Consider the following 18,360-nt stretch of genomic DNA (forward strand, 5'->3'; position numbering starts at 1 on the left):
ATATATTTTATATCTTCATTATTTTTATTCTTTATCCAAAGTTTATTCAAACAGCAATGTTGCTGCTTCTTTATAAAGCAATTATTTAAAAGTCTTCTAAAACTATAAATCCACAACCTTATCAAACCATTCTTACCGTTATTGCTATAAAACTCTATCGTATCATTAGAAAATGCTTTACAAAAAAACAAACAGCCTTACCGAAAGGATCTCTGAATGAATAATATTATCGACGGGAAAAAACTTGCTGAAGAGATTATCGTAAAAGTTAAGGCCGAAACAACAAAGCTCCGCCGTCACTATAATATACAACCTAGTATCGCCGTTATTATTGTTGGAGATGATCCCGCAAGTCAAGTATATGTCGCCTCAAAAAATAAAAAAGCCGAAGAATGTGGGTTTCTTTCAATCAAACATGTCGTTTCCAAAGAAACCCAAGAAAAAGAACTACTTCAACTTATTGCAACATTAAACTCTGATCCAAAAATTCATGGTATTTTGGTACAGCTGCCTCTCCCTGCTCATATGAATACAAACCGCGTAACACAAGCCATTGCTTTTCAAAAAGATGTTGATGGTTTTCATTATATTAATGTAGGAAAACTCGCGGCAAATGCACTTGAAGATGCTATTATTCCCTGCACACCAGCTGGTGCCATGATGATGATTGAACAACAATGTGGGCAAGATTTATCTGGACTTGATGCTGTCGTTGTTGGACGCTCTAATATTGTTGGAAAACCTATGGCTGCCCTTTTAACAGCAGCCAATGCCACTGTGACAATTGCCCATAGTCGTACCCGTGACCTTGATGATGTGTGTCGAAGCGCTGATATTCTCGTAGCTGCTGTAGGCCGCCCACAAATGATTAAAAAAGACTGGGTGAAAAATGGTGCAATTGTTATTGATGTCGGTATTAATCGCGTTGCTGCACCAGAAAAAGGTATAGGGAAAACACGTCTTGTTGGTGATGTCGATTTTGAAAATGTAAAAGAAAAAGCTGCTGCGATCACCCCTGTTCCAGGAGGCGTTGGACCAATGACAATTGCCATGCTTATGGTTAATACACTCAAAGCCGCTGCGCGATCACACAATCTTCCTATACCAAAATTCTAAGAATTGTAACAATTCATTTTGCATGGTTTCATTGCACATGATTTACCATTTTTACATTCGTCATGTCATAAAAACAGATGCCCCTTGATCTGCACGATTAACGGATTGACGAAACACATGAAAAAGTTCGCGTCCAACACCATGTTCATTTTTTGAAAGATCAGGAGGCGTGGTTGTTCGCGCGTTAAATTTTGCTAAATCTTCCAAAAGAGTTAATTTACCCCCATGAACATCAAGGAAAACAATGTCACCATCCTGCAAACGTGCAATGGGGCCATTATCCACTGCTTCTGGTGTCACATGGATAGCAGCAGGAATTTTTCCTGACGCTCCTGACATACGCCCATCCGTTATCAATGCTACCTTTTGACCGCGATCTTGTAAAACGCCTAAAATGGTCGTTAACTTATGAAGCTCTGGCATACCATTGGCTTTTGGTCCTTGATAGCGAATAACAGCGATAAAATCTTTATCATGCAACGCTCCAGATTTAAAAGATTTTTGTAGTTCTTCTTGATCATTAAAAACAAAGACTGGTGCTTTAATCTGCCAATACTCTGGTTTAACAGAGGAAACTTTTATAATAGCTGTTCCCAAATCTCCCGATAAAACGCGAATACCCCCTTCAGGCTGGAATGGTTTTCTCCATCCTGCTAACACCTTATGATCACCACTTTCCTTGAGAGCAGCTTCACGCACCACACGTCCATCAGCAGAAAGCTTCACTTCAATTGCATAAGCATTGAGATCTTGACCACAAACCGTAGAAACATCTTCATGCACTAAACCTGCCTCGATAAGCTCGCGGATAATAAATCCTATCCCCCCTGCTGCATAAAAATGATTGATATCAGCCAAACCATTCGGATAAATTCGCGCTAAAAGAGGCACAACGGATGAAATTTCTGCAATATCATGCCATGTCAACTGAATACCGCAAGCCGCAGCTATAGCAATCAAATGAATCGTATGATTGGTAGATCCCCCTGTTGCATTTAACCCTACAATGGCATTCACAAAAGAACGCTCATCAATGATCATACCAAGTGGACTATAATGATCACCAAGATCTGTCATTTCAAGTACACGTTCCGTGGCTTCTTTTGTTAAAGCATCACGCAACGGTGTATTCGCATTAATAAAAGAAGCTCCCGGCATATGAAGCCCCATCATCTCCAGTATCACCTGATTAGAGTTAGCTGTTCCATAAAATGTACATGTTCCTGGTCCATGATAAGAACGTGCTTCTGATGCTAGAAGTGTTTGACGATCTATTTTATTTTCGGCGTAAAGTTGACGTATCTTCGCTTTTTCATCATTACCTTGACCACTTGTCATAGGACCAGCAGCTATAAAAATTCCTGGTAAATGACCAAATGTTAGGGCACCAATCAATAAACCTGGCACAATTTTATCACACACCCCAAGATACAATGCTGCATCAAAGACATCGTGTGATAAGCTTATAGCTGTTGCCATTGCAATTACTTCACGCGAAAAAAGGGAAAGCTCCATCCCCGCATTTCCCTGCGTAACACCATCGCACATCGCGGGAACACCCCCTGCAACTTGTGCAACACCACCAACCGTACGGGCCGACTCTTTAATTAAGTGAGGAAATTTTTCAAAAGGTTGATGTGCTGAAAGTATATCATTATATGCCGTGATAATGCCAATATTCCCAACGATATTTCCCTTCAAGCGCTCTTTATCTATTGCACCACAAGCAGCAAAGCCATGAGCCTGATTGGCACATCCTAAAAAACTCCGTTTGGGGCGATGAACTTGTGCTTTTGCAATACGATCTAAGTAAATTTCTCGTGTTGATCGAGAACGTTCATAAATCCTTCGTGTAACTGTGGCAATTGTCTTGGAAAGTGCCATATTTCTCTCCCCCTTTCATTGTTTCTTCCCCTCATTCATTGAGAGAGATTACGTTTTATTCACCTTGTGTCGCATATTTTGATTCACTTATTTCATTTTCTGCAGGCGACCAATAAACCTGAACGAGATGAGGGGAATTACGCAAAATTGCCCGAATAGGCATTTCTGTTTCAGCCCCATCTTGACAAGCTTCCTCAAAACAATCGCGTTTCTGAAGACCCTCGAAATGGAGAATAATGCAACGAGATTGCATAATAACTGGCAAAGTTAGTGAGAGTCTTGGCTCAACAGCACTCTTAGCATGAAGGGGTAAAACAAGTGCTTGTGTTCGTAAATCAAGCGCTTGCTTTAAACGATCAGCATCAGGAAAAAAAGAAGCCGTATGTCCATCTTCCCCCATTCCTAAAACAACAACATCAAAGGGTTTAGGCAAAGTATTAACACGACTCGCCGCTGAAAAAGCAGCAAGTTCAGCAGTAATTGCTTTATGATAAAGCCCTACAAAACGTGCTTTTTCTGCAAAATTTTGTAACAAATGACACCGTACCATATGTTCATTTGAACGTTCATCGTGTGTAGGAACAAAACGTTCATCGACCAAAGTGATAATGATCTTTTGCCAATCAATATCCGCTTTTGACAAATAATGAAAAAACAATTCTGGTGTTTTACCACCAGACACCGCTAAAACTGCTCTATTACGCTCAAGAACAGATATACTAAGCTCTGCGGCTACTCGATCTGCTAATGCCAAAGCTAAAGTCTGAGGGGTTTCAAAGTCTAAACGATCAATATTCATTCTATACATACTTATTGCTCTAAACTAAATTGTTCCATATACGTCCATCACGTTCTATGAGGCTCATCGAAGCAGACGGCCCCCACGAACCAGCGTTATAACTGTGAACAGGCTGTTTTATTGTTTCCCATCCCTCAATGATTGGATCAATCCAACGCCAAGCAGCCTCAACTTCATCACGACGCATAAACAGTGTTTGATCTCCACGAATAACATCCATTAATAAACGTTCATAAGCATCAGGATTACGTTCAGAAAATGCGGAAGCAAAACTCATGTCTAATGGAATGTGACGAAACCGCATACCGCCATAACTTGGATCCTTAATCATCAACCATTGTTTTACACCTTCATCAGGTTGGAGACGAATTACAAGCCGATTAGAAAAAATTTCATCTAAATCCACATTAAAAATATTATGAGGAATAGGTTTAAAAACGACAACAATTTCAGACATTCGCGTGAACATACGCTTACCTGTTCGTAAATAAAAAGGCGTATTGGCCCAGCGCCAGTTATCAATCTTAACCTTAAGCGCAACAAATGTTTCGCTCTCACTCGCTCTTCCCAGATCATCAAAATAAGACTCTACAGATATACCATTTGATAGACCAGAAAGATACTGCCCACGTACAGTATGCTGCCCTACATTATGGACATCAAGCGGTGTCAAAGAATGTAAAACTTTAAGTTTTTCATCGCGCACAGCATTAGCACTGTTGATAAATGGTATTTCCATCGCAACCAAACAAAGTAACTGTAGCATATGGTTTTGAACCATATCGCGTAGAGCACCAGTGCTTTCATAGTATTCTGTACGCCCCTCTAACCCTAAAGATTCAGCAACGGTTATTTGAACATGATCAATATAATTGGAGTTCCATAGCGGTTCATAAAGTGTATTAACAAACCGCAATGCCATTAAATTTTGAACAGTTTCCTTCCCAAGATAATGATCAATGCGAAAGATCTGCTCTTCATTAAAGGCGCTTGCAAATACATTATTAAGTGAAATAGCTGTTTTTACATCGCAACCAATTGGTTTTTCAATGATAATCCGTGTTTGTGCTGTCACCAAATTATTTTTTCCCAACTTCATCGCAATATCAGTAAAAAGTGACGAACCAACAGCCAAATAAAAAGCTCGAATATCCGCTGAATCTTGTGACAGAAGGAGGGCTAAATCCTCCCATCCTCGGTTCGAGGAAACATCAACAGAAACATAGCTTAAACGTGCAAGAAAACGATTGAGTTCTGTTGAATTTAGATCTTTTGGATGGATATGTTTTTCTAAAGAAATGCGGACAAAATTTTGATATTCTTCACGACTTAGGGAAGTGCGCGAAACCCCAATAATACGTGTTGGCTCATTGAATTGCCCAGCACACTGACAATGATACAAAGCCGGCAAAAGCTTGCGCGACGCCAGATCACCATTGCCACCAAAAACAATACAATCAAAGGAAGAAACTGGAATAATTTTACGCACCATGAACTTGTTTATTTTCCATTCGATTATGAAATCCCATATCACTTATAAAAGCTTTCATCATTAAAGCAGACAGATACTAAATAAGCCATTAATTTTCTTCATTTCAAGCAATGTTTCCATTAAAGGCGATCCATTAAAGAAAACCAATGCATTGCTAAAAATATAAGCGGATAACGCAAAACGCGTCCCCCCGGAAAAGATGAAATCTTTAAGTCTTGGAAATAGGAAAAACGTTCATATTTTCCAGTTAACCATTCTGCGTATAATTTTCCCACGAAAGGAGCCAACATAACGCCATGCCCTGAATAACCACCACAATAAGTTATCCTTGAGAAAAGTTGGCGAACATAGGGCATGCGCTCAACTGTAATCGCTACCGTTGCTCCCCACCGATGGCTTAAATTGATAGAATGTAATTGAGGATAAATTTCAACAATTTGCCGTTTTATACGTTCATCTAAATTTAGAGGATGCTTATTATCATAACTTTCTACACCACCAAATAAGAGACGATTATCAATGCTTTTGCGAAAATAGCGAACCATAAAACGGGAATCATCAACCGATTCCCCCCCTATAAGAATTGAACTATGCTTTGGTAATGGATCCGTTGCTCCAATATAAGAGCGAATAGAAACAATATTTTTTTCAATAAAACGCTCCAGACCAAGTTTATACCCATTTGTTGCAAGTAAAACATGTTCTGCTGTTACACTGCCTTTTTCTGTTATCACTTTCCAATGGGCTTGCTTGCGCCTTATGGTCGTTACTTGTGATTTCTCATAAAGCTTAGCACCAGCATCTTGGGCTTTTTTTGCCAATCCAACAACCAATTTTAAGGGATTTATATGGCCGGTATCCGCATCATAAATACCACCACAATAAAAAAGCGATCCAAGTCGCCTAGATGTTTCAGCCCTATCCATAAAAGTAAGAGCCTGATAACCGTAACGTTGCATCACCTCAATATGCCGTTGATAAGAGAGAAGATCACGCCTTTTATGGGTCACAGAAAGTTGTCCTACTATCAAATCACACTGACAATCAGGCATCGCGCATAACGATAAAATATCTTTTTTAGCTTCTTCTGCTAAATCAAACAGAACCTTACTGCGCTCAAAACCATATTTTTTCTCTAATGTTTCTACCCACTGCCGTTGCCCCGTTCCTAATTGACCACCATTGCGCCCTGAAGCGCCATCACCAAAACGTGATGCTTCAAACAAAACAACATCCACTCCAGCTTTGGCTAAATGATAAGCAGCTGAAAGTCCCGTAAATCCACCTCCGATAATGACCACATCACACTGTCTGTATTCATCAAAACATGGATAAGAGGGGCGCTCTTTTAAAGTATCTTCATACCAAGAAATTCCTGGAGAAATTGGATTATCATCAATCGTTGTCATAAAATTTAAACATTCAGCAGGAGATATTCACGCTCCCACGGACTAATTACTTCCATAAAAGTTTCAAACTCTTGTCGTTTGATTGCAGCATAAGTACTGACAAACACATCCCCTAAAATAGCATGTATTGCTGTATCTTGTTCAAACAAATTAACTGCCTCAATGAGTCCACGCGGTAACTCAATATTATCAGCATTCACATTATTTGTCGTTGGCTCATCTGGCTCAATTTTTTGCTGTAAACCAATGAGACCACACGCTAAAGAAGCTGCAAGAGCTAAATAAGGATTCGCATCTGATGAAGGAAGCCTATTCTCGACACGCCGCGCTTGAGGAGCAGAACGAGGAACACGAAAAGCTGTCGTCCGATTATCATATCCCCACCGCAAATTAACAGGAGCCGAATTATCAGGTACAAGACGTCGATAAGAATTCACGTAAGGCGCAAGCATCACAAGAACCCCTGGCATATGTTTTTGCAATCCACCAATAAAATGCCGAAAACAGACACTTTCTTCACCATTCTCCTGTGTAAAAATGTTCATACCCGTTTTCTTATCAACGACCGATTGGTGAATATGCATCGCAGAACCTGGCTGCCCCTGAATGGGTTTTGCCATAAATGTCGCATACATATTATGTTTCAGTGCTGCTTCACGAATTGTTCGTTTAAACATAAAAACTTGATCCGCTAATTCAATAGGATCACCATGACGTAAATTGATTTCAAACTGACCTGCTCCTTCTTCATGAATGAGTGTATCAATTTCCAATCCTTGTGCCTCTGAAAAATGATAAATATCATCAATCAAATCATCAAATTCATTCACACCAGCAATTGAATAGCCTTGCCCTCCACCAATTGAACGCCCAGAACGACCAACCGGTGAAACTAAAGGGTAATCAGGATCGGGATTTTTTTGTACCAAATAAAACTCAATTTCTGGTGAAACAACTGGTTTTAAACCCATTTTTGTGTAAAAATGAACCACCGTTCGTAAAACATTGCGTGGTGTATAATCCACAACCTGACCATTTTGATACACAAGATCACAAATCACCTGTGCCGTAGGAGCATCTTCCCATGGCACAATGCTTAACGTAGAAAGATCAGGCTCAAGGCGTAAATCACCATCTGCTTTAGGATATTCAAAACCATGACCATCTTCAGGATAATCCCCTGAAATTGTTGCCATAAAAACTGCTGAAGGCAATGCCAATGATGTTTCCGATGTAAATTTTTTAGAAAGCATCATCTTACCCCGTGGAACTCCCGCTTGATCAGGCGTAATACATTCAATATCCTCTACCTTACGAAAAGAAAGCCATTGTGAAACCTGTTCCCAATTATTCACACCACGTAAACTTTTGAGAAAACGAGAGACAGGTTTAAAATTCTTACTTTTCGTTTGTTTAACATTTTTTACAGCCATAACATACCAACTTTAAAAACAATTAAGTCCTATTTTTATTGTATCAGCCCATGCATAAACGACACAAAAAAAATTTATCAACTGATATTTTTGAAGAATACTATAAGATTCATCAAGGTAAAAGAATTTTACGCTCAACAAGCTATCCTATCACCATCAAGCTATCCTATCACCATAGTGAAAATTGGTACTGCACGCGATACATCGGTCGAACCTTCTCCTTATATAAAACAGTGCGAAATACCATAGGGAACATAACCTAATTCCGATTCAAATAATCATATACAAGCAAACATTGGCGAGAATAATAAAGACGAGATATTTAATTTCCTTTTGGTTGTAGCAATGCTTAATTAAAAGAAAAGAAACTTTTTTAATATGAAGCAAGTTTTGTAACTCTATTGTTATCCACATAGAAGTAAACACCCTAGGATGGTGAGTAGCCTTTACAGCTAGTGCTTACAAACACTCACCCCGCCATAATATGCGTAAATGTATTTTCAGGATAAGTCATACGCTCAACATTTCCGACATAAAACTTAACCATCGCCTGCATAACAGAGCTATCAACCTTGTTCTGAGCGGATGGTACGACTCTGCACTTATATCAATTCCCACCGCTTGACATTGCACTTCGCACACAATATTTAGAGCTGAGAATCCAGTAGAGCATACCAAATCCAATAGATAGGATTTTTTGCTAATTGCGCCATGCGTGATTCAACATTTGATAATCTCCAGCCCACTAAGAGGTGTGTTATTTATATCTCAAAAGCCCAAAAATCAGGATATGAAAACACAATAATATCAATTTTCTTTGAACTAACGTCCTTCATCGTCGATCTTCCACCATCGTAAAATCTTTTTTGTATCAGTTGCTTTCACATACTTTGACTTATGATCTCGTGATACTGTGCAGACCGAGCACACGCCCCCATGCAAATGCACCCTATTAAGCCTAATCCTATTGGATTCTAGTAAAGACAATGCAGCACGTAACTTCGTCGCAGTCATACCAAAACGCGATCTATCCCCGTTTGCCAGTACATGACACAATCTCAATGAGATTTTAGGTAATATGTCAAAATGGCGAGCAAGAGCGATGATGTCATGTCATTCGATAATATTATCACACTGGACATTTATATGTTTTCTAATAGATAATTCTATCTCTTCTCGAAGTTTTACAGAGATATTAAAATCTCTACCTTTAAAACCATCTTTTTGCGCTAATGATATTTCATAACCAGACGCAAATTCCAAGACCCAGCAACATAACAATGATGTCCCGCACGTCCATTAAAATACCCTGCTTTTTCTCGCTCTAGGCATTCATAGCCCGACCACGTAAAACAGGGTACCAATTACAATATCAGACCATAAGACTGCAAGAGAAAGTTCTTTTATAAATAGACATTTTTTATCTTTCCATTGCCTCTTAAACAAGCTATCCTGTTCATATAACAAGTTATATGTATAATACATATAACTTCTACAAAAGGAGGATTCATTATGTTCCGTGAAAATCTTTGGTAATACACTCGAGCGATTGGATAACCAGTCGCCCGTCAATAATATAGTGCGAGTTAAGAAATTGGGGGAGATAAGCTATGCAACTCGTGGATCATCCTTTTGTGAAATTCAATCAACCCAAGCCGATTTACAACTTCACATATCCGCTATTTCGCACTATTTCAAATGAATTTTACAATTACCTAGACTTTAATAAGCTAGCGCAAAGTAAGCAGATTCCACAAGCGCGTACCATTTCTCTTTATTTGCATATTCCCTTTTGTGAAACCATCTGTTCCTTCTGTCCCTTTCAGAAAGGGGCCTACAAGCACGTTAAGCAAATCGAATCTTATATGTCAGCGCTTACCACAGAGATCAGAAACAAAGGAAATTTCATTCGCTCGCTTAAAGGGCCCATCCGCAGCATCTATATAGGGGGCGGCACACCGTCGCTTTTGTCTGCAGATAATATCCGCCACATCGGAAAAGTATTGCATGCCGAATTTGAGCTCTCTTCCTTAGCCGAGTTTACACTGGAAAGCGAACCGAAGAGCGTCACACGTGATAAACTTTATGCTGCCCGTGAGATCGGCGTTAACCGGATCAGCTTCGGTATACAGAGTTTCATTGAGCGTTTCCGATCATTGTTTAACCTCACCTCAACACGTGAACAAATCAACAATACCGTAGCTTGGTCACAAGAGATAATTGGACATGTCGGTTTAGACCTACTATATGGCATGCACAGCCAACAAGCCGAAGAACTATTATACGATTTGAAGCAAGCAAGCGAGCTTCACCCTGAAACCATCAACCTCTATGCAATCAACAATCTGGCTATCACGTCGCAACTGCATAAGTCTTACGCACAAAAAGGGTTGAAACCGTCCAGCCTACAGCATCGACAGATGCTTCGATTATTTAGCGACATCGTTATGCGCAGCTGCGGCTATGCGCCGTGTAATGGGCATTCCTATATCAAAATTGCCAATAACACTCCTCTAACGCTCGCTAAAACGAGTTCAGCTAATTATTTCCGCTATCACAAATATTTGCATGGTTATCATGATGATTATGTGGTTGGCTTTGGGGCGTCAGCACTGTCGATTCTCGGCTCACTCGTCACACGAGCCAATCCCAGTCGAAGCGGATACATTACCGACATACAACTTAAAGGCAAATCCAAAGTATACTACAATTGGGTATCAGCGGAGCAACAAGCCTCCAAGGCTTTGTGTATGCGGCTACCTTATAACGGCTATGCAAAAAAAGAAAGAATTGACTGGACCGCACTCCCCTCTTTTGTATACAATAACCTACAACAGCTCATAGATGCAGGTCTCATCGCAGAAAGTGATAACGATCTCCAGCTCACTCAGCGTGGTTGGCAATGGTATTCCAACCTTATGTATTTTCTTCTCCCTCAGGCAGATAGGAATATCTTGGACGGCTATGTCGCAAACATGCTGAATACAACCGCCGTACTTGATGGACCAGCGGAAACCTGTGTGGCATCTTAAGGAGAAAAGAATGTTCACGCTTTTTGCCAATAAGAACATACGCTATTTTTGCCTAACCGTTAGTCTGCTCGCCTTACTCAGCGGTGCTTTGCGCACTGCCATCCCGCTATTAGCAAGACAATCTGGATATGGCGTAGTCGGAGTAAGTTGGGCGCAAGGTCTCTTCTCATTAGCGTGGCCAATTTTCGGCATCCTTGCAGGCGTTTTACTTGATCGCTGCGACAAAATAAAACTTGCCACCTCAGCTCTCTTCATCTTCATGCTACTGCATATTGTCCTGTTCATACTGCTCATGATACAGATTACTCCAGCCGAACAAATTTTCTTCTATGCAACCATTGCTGGATTCATCGTCGTTTCTGCCGAAGCTTATATAATGACGATTCCACCACTTATCATGGAGGGAGAGCGATTGATGACCTTCTACTCTATTGTCTTGTTTTTAGATTTCGGGGTCTCCTATTTTCTTGCCCCTGTCATAACAAGCAGCATTTTAGCGCATAGCACACTGCTATTTCTCGGCCTGTTAATCGTGCTTTTTATCGCATTGATTTTTACCGCTCGCCATGCTGTTCCGACATCGCCAACACCTGATAAAGAAAACATCACTTTCCGTTATATCATTGCCGGCTTTCGTTTCATTTTTTCAAATCGGCATCTTACCTCCCTTACATTACTCACATTCTTTCTATCGGTGGTATTTGGAGCATTCCTAACCTCATTCATCTTCTTCGTTACCGACAGTCGGTATCTGGGCCTACATAGCAGCCAATATGGCGTGATGTTTGCAGCCTACGCACTTGGAACAATGGCAGGTGCCCTATTTGCGCCGCGTATACGCTATGCACCGGTGCGCCTAGCTGTTCTCACTGACGGTTTAGGAACGGTTGTCTTGCTGCTGATTCCAGCCTTTTCAAAAAGTGCTGTCGTCGTATGGGGCGTCACCTTTATCGCTGGCATTGGAGCAAGCTTATGGTTTATTGGTGTTACCGCCTTCAGGCAGCGCCTCACACCAAAGCAACTTCTCGGGCGAGCTAATTCTGCTTTTCGGGTGATAGGCTATGCTGGAACGCCGGTCGGAAGCTTTTTGGTCGGCGTCCTTGGTTCTTTTATATCATTGCAGTTTGCTGCCACCTTTATCGCTGGACTACTATTGGTGGCTATCGCGATAACGCTTCCATTTCTTTGGCAGGCTGATCATATAAACACCCCCAACCCTGCCACGAGGTAACAGCTGCTTTTAAAAAAAGACACGGTCAAAAAAGGCACACATACCCTATTACGCAATCGATTGATTTATTCTTTGGACGAGAAAATTATCACCATAATGGCTGATAGAGCCAGCGGCACTATAGAAGCAGCCAAACAAACGCTAAAGACAAAACAGCCCCTTTACGTTGCATTGGGCGATGATCCAACGCCTATATGAAGGATGCAGAGAGCTTATAGCGTACGAAGTGCAATTCTTAACTAAAAACTCCGCCCTAGCAATGCCTACGTATACTCCAGTTAATCCATCACCCGCTGGACATCAAATGCCTCACCCCTTTACTGCTCCTCAAAATACATTTTGCTTCACTTACGCGCCGTATTCTTCCTTTGTAATTAAAAGAGCAGCCCTCCTTTCCTAATTTAGGATCTCTGCCTACACAACGCAGCAACAGATACGACCATATATGCAATCACGCCTTAGGACCTGCATAGTAGAAAGCTTAGTTCGAGAGATTCATAAAGCCTATATCCCAATAAATTTGCCGCCCAATCCATCTTTTAAAAGGGCGGTTTTATATAAACCGTTAGAGCAAGCTATGAAATCCTTAGGTGTATTAGAAATAATTGGCGGTTTTTACCTCAGACCAATGTTGATTGACTTTTACTCGTACATATACGCAAGCGGTGCTACTCTTTTCTCAGATAAAAAGGACATAATCGTTACCATCTGACCTATTATTGTTTGAAAATAAAAAAAAAGTATCAGTACGACTGATGATATTGAAGAGCTATCTCATTATGTGGCTGTACTTAATTACGGCATTGGGAAGCTAGACACGCAATCACCCGTTTCTGCGCGCCTTCTGCATGATATTCATAAGATTTTATTACGCGATAAACGCGGTACGTCCAAAAGCCTTGGCGAATTTCGCAAAGCACAAAATTAGCTTGTCGGTACGCAACTAAAGACAGCCTCATTCGTACCGCCCACTCCTACCACAGCCCCCCTACTCTCTCTACTACCATCCCCCGCTTAGAATCGCGCCAACTCATCACCGGTGCCTCGTTAAACACCACACCAGTCTCAAGGGCGGTAAAATGCGCCTTGCCGCATTTAATCTTCAGCATTTCTTTAAGACGCAAATCAAACTCGCTATTCGTTCCTTTTGTTTCCAGCACAAAGTAAAGCTTTTGTTCGCCATCCCGCTCTAAAAAAAACGTCCAATCAGGCGTGTAAGAGCCAATGGGAGTAGCTATTTTAAAACTTCTTTGCAGTTTAAAAAACAATCTTACATCAGAGTCGTTATCGAGATTTTGCGCAAACTCTTTCTCAATACGGCTCTCACAAATCACATGATCATAAAGACTTTTCTCATTGACCACCGCCGGCCATATGATCGCCTTTTCTGACCTAATTTTACAGATGTGGAATCAATCTTATTGTGATGCGCACATCCAGAGATTATTTTATCCTCTGCATTAGAACCAAAAACATAAACAATACGCAAGCGGCTTCGGTAAGAAGGCCAAAAGCTCAATCTCAACCTACACGAAAATGCATGTGCAGGCGAATGCCCCCATAATATGCAATATTTCAAGCACGTCCATAGTGGTACCCCTTTTAAAAATTGTGCCTATGGCTTATAATAATCTCCAAGATACACATTTAGCCCTTATCTGAAATAACTCGATTTTGGATTGATGAGAACGAAAACGCGCTGCAATAATCACGTTATTTAGCCCTAATGACCGGCACACGGAAGCCAACAGTCCTGCACCACCAACGACTAAATAACGGTATTTCCTATCATTTTTGATCATATCCTCCACCCTTATTGTTTAAAAATATATATTTCATCAACAAGATGTGCGCAGCGAGCCCGTACATTTACGCTGCTAAGTCTCCATGTACGGTTTTCATTCTCAAACGCAAAACCATCTTTAGCTGAAGCAACTTGATATTGCAGTGCCTGTCCATAAAGCATATGCACAACTAGTACCAAATATACACAGGGCAGTGCGCATTTTTGGTTGTATTGTCATGAGAGAGAAGACCAAAAGCTTTATCCAAAAAGCATCATAATCTAAATTATCAAGAGCATTCTTCAATGTCTCTGAATAAGACCTGTAATAAACAGGATTTGCAAAAATAACACCGTTAGCGACTGCAATTGTTTTAACAAATGCATGCACTTCAGCACCGCTGATTGTATTGTAATAACTTATAAAAACAACAACTTTTTTAAATGCCTCCTCAACGGCGTATGAATATAAGCACATTTTTTCTCGTCATTTTTTAAGGTATTAAACTCTTCCAATCTACCGAACTTACTCTTAAATTGAAGCTGAATGATTTTAATAAATCCATATTATTTTAAAATTCAATAAAGAATATTGAGGCTACAATCAAAGGCACTTCTTTTCAATATTAAGCAAGTTTTGTAACCTATATTGTTATCTCCATAGAAGTAAAACAGCCTCTATGGACGGTGAATAGCTATGCCTTCACAGCTAGTGCTTTACAAGCGCTTTTATAACACTCACTCTACCCCAAACATAGGATTGCATTTTATTAAATAACCCACGCGCATATAATTAAAGATAGAAACGATTAAGCTTGCACCAATCATGCCAAGCCAATAGCCAATAAAGTCATATTCAAAAAAATGCGCCATTAGCGCTCCCCCCAATAGGCCTAACCCCCAATAACTTATTGCTACAACAATTATTGACCAAAACGTATCAAGCAAACCCACAAGTATGCCATTGAGCATAGCTCCTAAAGTGCCAAAAGCAAAAGACAATAAGATGAACGGAAGCAACTCCCAAGAGAAAACAATAATGCGTTCTGAAGAAATATTAAAGATAGTTGTAAGGATAAATTCATAAGAGAGATAAACAACCACTGATAAAAATAAGACATAAGCTACAGCAAAAACTGTGACACTTATACGCAACTGTTTTAGAGCCATATTATTCCTATCTGCTCTATACCACGCTGCTATTGTCGCAGCTGCGCTGGAAATTCCCAAAGCCACCACAGAAATAAGCATATCGAGACGCATCCCTATCGTATGTGCAGCCAAAGATTCGACCCCATAAGCCGTAATCATAAATGCAATGACCGAAGGAAAGCCTTCCGCAATAAGAATACGTATACCAATGGGTAGCCCTACTCGCAGCAATTTTATTATTCGTGAAATCTCTAACTTTGGTCTCAAATAATTAAAGCGAAAAGAATGAAAAGCAGAATTGCGGGACAAAATTATTGCCGCAGCGATAACAATTAAAATACGGATCAAACTGCTCGCAACTCCAGCACCAAAGACACCTAATCCGCTCGCAGAACCTATACCAAAAATAAGCGGCCAAGAGATAAAAAAATTCACGATGATAGCTGCAAGCATAACCCAGGTTAAAGGCTGTGGATTACCAATTGCTGACAGCAATCCCCGGCTATTCACATAAAGATAAAAAAACACCACTCCTATAGCAGCACCACTATTATATTCCTGCGCTATATTGGCAATTGTCCCATCTTGGCCGAGAAAACACAAAATATTCCTCGTGTTGAGTAAAATGATCGCACTCACCGTTCCAATCAAAAGGGAAAGCCCTATTCCTTGATCAAACCATGCCTTTAATGCATATCTATCTTGTCTACGAAAACTTTCCGCAAGTTTTGGTGCAACCGCGGTAATAATACCTAGCCCAAACAACATAACAAAACTAAATATACTCAGAGCTAACATTGTACCACTCAAGGCTTGCACGCCTAAATGCGCTACAAGCGCTGCTTCTGTGAAGGAAATCATCATCTGAGAGATAAACCCAACAGCCAGTGGCATGCCAAGAGATAGCAATTGCTTCATCACAACAAACATTGTGAATACCCTTCCATATTGAAAAGTGTATGAAGCTCGGATCTTTTAAACAAAACAATTGATTTGTTCCGTAAAATCTTTCCATCGCAAATCTTGTGTAAAAGATGCATAATGAAAACGCATTAAGGTAAGAGGAGAAGCGCAATGCGCCTTATTGTTTTTTTTGGAATGCCATGCGTTTTTTGTACAACATTATACCCCCAAGCAGTTACAGTCGGTGATACAATACTCTTAGCAAGCGTTTGTTCATCTTGCACATCCATTTTCAGTATTTCCAATAAAATTTTTTGGTACGGTTGGTGGGATTTGAACCTACGACCTCTGGTGCCACAAACCAGCGCTCTAACCAACTGAGCTACAACCGCATAAAAAGAAAATGTACCATAACTGTTCACGATTTTGTAAACATTTATCCTTTGCTTATGTGACATAAGGAAAATCAACAAAGTTTGCAAGCCCCTTTAAAAAAATCTCGCAATTTTTTGTGAAGAAAAAAGCGTTTTTTACAAAGGAAATTTTGCCCAATGCTCAAGACTATGATCACGATAGCTTTTTATGTTATCAACTCCATCTTGTTGCATCATCTGCAAAATCTCTTGCAGAATAGTTATGACAAGATCTGGACCTTCATAAACCATCCCACTGTATAATTGAATCAAATCTGCACCAGCTTTTACTTTTTCCAAAGCAGTTTGTGCGTCCTTTACACCGCCAACACCGATAATTGCAATCTCCTTCCCTAACTTTTGACGCATTTTTGCAAGCACAATAGTAGAACGTTCAAAAAGTGGACGTCCAGAAAGCCCTCCCTCTTCATTGCTGAGGTGACTATTGCTAAGCCCCTGGCGTGAAAGAGTTGTGTTAGAAACAATCAGCCCATTAAAATTAGAAAGCTTTATTTCTTCAGCAACATCATCTAATTCTTTCTCTGATAAATCAGGAGCAATTTTTAAAAAAATGGGAATGGAGAATCCATGCTTTTTCTCTTGCTCATTTCGCACTTGCGAAATTGCACTCAACAAAAGATGCAAACTGTCACGGGCCTGTAAATCACGTAAGCCTGGTGTATTAGGAGAAGAAATATTAACCGTAAAATAATCAGCAACATCATAAAAATGAGCAATACCAACAGTATAATCACCAATCTTATTAACCGTATCCTTATTGGCTCCAATGTTAACGCCTACAACACCAGTTTTTTTACGCGCGCGCAATCTGTTGTAAACAACTTGATGTCCATCATTATTAAAACCCATTCTATTAATAATTGCTTCATCTTCTTTTAAACGAAAGAGTCGTGGTTTAGAATTTCCAATCTGAGGCTTTGGTGTCACTGTCCCAATTTCTGTAAAACCAAATCCTAAACGAAAAACACCATCCACAACCTCTGCATTTTTATCAAACCCCGCTGCAAGACCAATAAAATTTTCAAACTCAAGCCCAGCAACAGTTACACACAAACGTTTATCGATAACCTTTTGACAGCCATTTAATCCACTTTTCAGCCCGAGAATCGCTAAACCGTGTGCTTGCTCTGGATCCAACATAAATAAGGCAGAACGGCCAATACAACGAAAAAAACTCATCAATCCTTCTCCACAACATAAAAATGATCCATCGCACCTCACCTATATCTTTTAACACAAAAGATTACCAATCAAAGAGAGCATATTATCCAAATAATACTTGCTCTCTTCTATAAGAAACTTCAGCATAAAAATCCATTAATAACCATACACATTTATATTGATGCATACCGTGTAAAAACTTTTTATTCTTTAAAAAACGTTTCTCTTTTTTGCTACTGTTCAGAGATAAACTTTCAAACCTAAACCTTATAAAATGCAGCACAAATTGAGACATCAATGGCTCTTCACCAAAGCCTTTCTCTTCTTTCTTATAGGTAAGCTTATACCCCCCCTTTAAAAGGCAAAAAAATTATCTCTATTCTCAAAGTTACTTTGTCTAATATCATATAATATATTGATTTTAATGATAATTAATCGTTATTCATATTGAATGAGAATCCCGAATATCGTAAGATTGTCTCATTTCAAATCTGTTTATCTTGAATCAATCAAAACCATTCGCTTGCACGT

At 39.9% G+C, this 18,360-nt stretch carries 15 protein-coding genes and 1 tRNA gene; 4 read left to right on the forward strand and 12 right to left on the reverse strand.

The genetic code is table 11. The features are described from left to right. The first annotated feature begins 216 nt into the window (after positions 1–216). On the forward strand, positions 217–1,116 hold the full coding sequence (gene folD, locus ACFIM8_RS02545; protein ID WP_375606450.1) for a bifunctional methylenetetrahydrofolate dehydrogenase/methenyltetrahydrofolate cyclohydrolase FolD: 900 nt from the start codon (positions 217–219) through the stop codon (positions 1,114–1,116). A gap of 60 nt (positions 1,117–1,176) precedes the next feature. Here the strand turns inward: folD and edd are convergent, their stop codons facing one another. From edd to ACFIM8_RS02570, 5 genes are all read right to left on the reverse strand, one after another. Then, positions 1,177–3,000, reverse strand: coding sequence for a phosphogluconate dehydratase (gene edd / locus ACFIM8_RS02550; RefSeq protein WP_375614441.1), 1,824 nt, complete (start codon positions 2,998–3,000; stop codon positions 1,177–1,179). Between the two features lie 55 nt (positions 3,001–3,055). Continuing rightward, positions 3,056–3,808 carry a 6-phosphogluconolactonase gene (gene pgl / locus ACFIM8_RS02555; protein ID WP_375606452.1) on the reverse strand — a complete coding sequence of 251 codons (753 nt, stop codon included), beginning with the start codon at positions 3,806–3,808 and terminating at the stop codon, positions 3,056–3,058. A gap of 10 nt (positions 3,809–3,818) precedes the next feature. Beyond that, the gene (zwf, locus tag ACFIM8_RS02560; protein ID WP_375614442.1) at positions 3,819–5,291 is read right to left on the reverse strand and encodes a glucose-6-phosphate dehydrogenase; all 1,473 of its coding nucleotides are present in this window, start codon (positions 5,289–5,291) and stop codon (positions 3,819–3,821) included. A 119-nt stretch (positions 5,292–5,410) separates the two neighbouring features. Then, entirely contained in the window at positions 5,411–6,700 is a 1,290-nt protein-coding gene (locus ACFIM8_RS02565) for an NAD(P)/FAD-dependent oxidoreductase (RefSeq protein ID WP_375609062.1), read from the reverse strand. 5 nt (positions 6,701–6,705) lie between these two features. Further along, positions 6,706–8,133 (reverse strand): glutamine synthetase family protein, encoded by a 1,428-nt coding sequence (locus tag ACFIM8_RS02570; RefSeq protein WP_375606455.1) that lies wholly within the window; start codon positions 8,131–8,133, stop codon positions 6,706–6,708. A 1,610-nt stretch (positions 8,134–9,743) separates the two neighbouring features. Between ACFIM8_RS02570 and ACFIM8_RS02575 the strand changes: the two genes are divergently transcribed. The 3 genes from ACFIM8_RS02575 to ACFIM8_RS02585 all read left to right on the forward strand — a co-directional run bounded on the left by ACFIM8_RS02575 (position 9,744) and on the right by ACFIM8_RS02585 (position 13,324). Further along, positions 9,744–11,165, forward strand: coding sequence for a coproporphyrinogen-III oxidase family protein (locus ACFIM8_RS02575; RefSeq protein WP_375614443.1), 1,422 nt, complete (start codon positions 9,744–9,746; stop codon positions 11,163–11,165). 10 nt (positions 11,166–11,175) lie between these two features. Next, on the forward strand, positions 11,176–12,396 hold the full coding sequence (locus ACFIM8_RS02580; protein ID WP_375614152.1) for an MFS transporter: 1,221 nt from the start codon (positions 11,176–11,178) through the stop codon (positions 12,394–12,396). 781 nt (positions 12,397–13,177) lie between these two features. Further along, positions 13,178–13,324 carry a hypothetical protein gene (locus tag ACFIM8_RS02585; RefSeq protein WP_375608561.1) on the forward strand — a complete coding sequence of 49 codons (147 nt, stop codon included), beginning with the start codon at positions 13,178–13,180 and terminating at the stop codon, positions 13,322–13,324. Positions 13,325–13,370: 46 nt separating this feature from the next. Here the strand turns inward: ACFIM8_RS02585 and ACFIM8_RS02590 are convergent, their stop codons facing one another. The 7 genes from ACFIM8_RS02590 to ACFIM8_RS02620 all read right to left on the reverse strand — a co-directional run bounded on the left by ACFIM8_RS02590 (position 13,371) and on the right by ACFIM8_RS02620 (position 18,124). Then, positions 13,371–13,760 carry a hypothetical protein gene (locus ACFIM8_RS02590; protein ID WP_375606459.1) on the reverse strand — a complete coding sequence of 130 codons (390 nt, stop codon included), beginning with the start codon at positions 13,758–13,760 and terminating at the stop codon, positions 13,371–13,373. A 558-nt stretch (positions 13,761–14,318) separates the two neighbouring features. Next, a complete protein-coding gene (locus tag ACFIM8_RS02595) occupies positions 14,319–14,657 on the reverse strand; it encodes an NADPH-dependent FMN reductase (RefSeq protein WP_375609061.1) in 339 nt (112 codons plus the stop codon). Positions 14,658–14,917: 260 nt separating this feature from the next. Next, entirely contained in the window at positions 14,918–16,261 is a 1,344-nt protein-coding gene (locus ACFIM8_RS02600; RefSeq protein WP_375614444.1) for an MATE family efflux transporter, read from the reverse strand. A gap of 122 nt (positions 16,262–16,383) precedes the next feature. Continuing rightward, positions 16,384–16,524, reverse strand: a complete 141-nt coding sequence (locus tag ACFIM8_RS02605) for a hypothetical protein (RefSeq protein ID WP_375606462.1) — start codon at positions 16,522–16,524, stop codon at positions 16,384–16,386. Between the two features lie 25 nt (positions 16,525–16,549). Then, positions 16,550–16,626: transfer RNA gene (locus tag ACFIM8_RS02610), tRNA-His, on the reverse strand. Between the two features lie 138 nt (positions 16,627–16,764). Further along, positions 16,765–17,847, reverse strand: a complete 1,083-nt coding sequence (locus tag ACFIM8_RS02615; RefSeq protein ID WP_375614445.1) for a quinone-dependent dihydroorotate dehydrogenase — start codon at positions 17,845–17,847, stop codon at positions 16,765–16,767. Between the two features lie 85 nt (positions 17,848–17,932). Beyond that, positions 17,933–18,124 (reverse strand): hypothetical protein, encoded by a 192-nt coding sequence (locus tag ACFIM8_RS02620; protein WP_375614446.1) that lies wholly within the window; start codon positions 18,122–18,124, stop codon positions 17,933–17,935. Positions 18,125–18,360 lie beyond the last annotated feature (236 nt).

Source organism: Bartonella sp. AC535YNZD (assembly GCF_042196625.1).
GTDB lineage: Bacteria > Pseudomonadota > Alphaproteobacteria > Rhizobiales > Rhizobiaceae > Bartonella.

Excerpts from the sequence above, each read along its gene's own strand:
- folD (WP_375606450.1), top strand. The coding sequence starts at position 217 with ATGAATAATATTATCGACGGGAAAAAACTTGCTGAAGAGATTATCGTA.
- edd (WP_375614441.1), bottom strand. The coding sequence starts at position 3,000 with ATGGCACTTTCCAAGACAATTGCCACAGTTACACGAAGGATTTATGAA.
- pgl (WP_375606452.1), bottom strand. The coding sequence starts at position 3,808 with ATGTATAGAATGAATATTGATCGTTTAGACTTTGAAACCCCTCAGACT.
- zwf (WP_375614442.1), bottom strand. The coding sequence starts at position 5,291 with ATGGTGCGTAAAATTATTCCAGTTTCTTCCTTTGATTGTATTGTTTTT.
- ACFIM8_RS02565 (WP_375609062.1), bottom strand. The coding sequence starts at position 6,700 with ATGACAACGATTGATGATAATCCAATTTCTCCAGGAATTTCTTGGTAT.
- ACFIM8_RS02570 (WP_375606455.1), bottom strand. The coding sequence starts at position 8,133 with ATGGCTGTAAAAAATGTTAAACAAACGAAAAGTAAGAATTTTAAACCT.
- ACFIM8_RS02575 (WP_375614443.1), top strand. The coding sequence starts at position 9,744 with ATGCAACTCGTGGATCATCCTTTTGTGAAATTCAATCAACCCAAGCCG.
- ACFIM8_RS02580 (WP_375614152.1), top strand. The coding sequence starts at position 11,176 with ATGTTCACGCTTTTTGCCAATAAGAACATACGCTATTTTTGCCTAACC.
- ACFIM8_RS02595 (WP_375609061.1), bottom strand. The coding sequence starts at position 14,657 with ATGTGCTTATATTCATACGCCGTTGAGGAGGCATTTAAAAAAGTTGTT.
- ACFIM8_RS02600 (WP_375614444.1), bottom strand. The coding sequence starts at position 16,261 with ATGTTTGTTGTGATGAAGCAATTGCTATCTCTTGGCATGCCACTGGCT.
- ACFIM8_RS02605 (WP_375606462.1), bottom strand. The coding sequence starts at position 16,524 with ATGGATGTGCAAGATGAACAAACGCTTGCTAAGAGTATTGTATCACCG.
- ACFIM8_RS02615 (WP_375614445.1), bottom strand. The coding sequence starts at position 17,847 with ATGAGTTTTTTTCGTTGTATTGGCCGTTCTGCCTTATTTATGTTGGAT.
- ACFIM8_RS02620 (WP_375614446.1), bottom strand. The coding sequence starts at position 18,124 with ATGTCTCAATTTGTGCTGCATTTTATAAGGTTTAGGTTTGAAAGTTTA.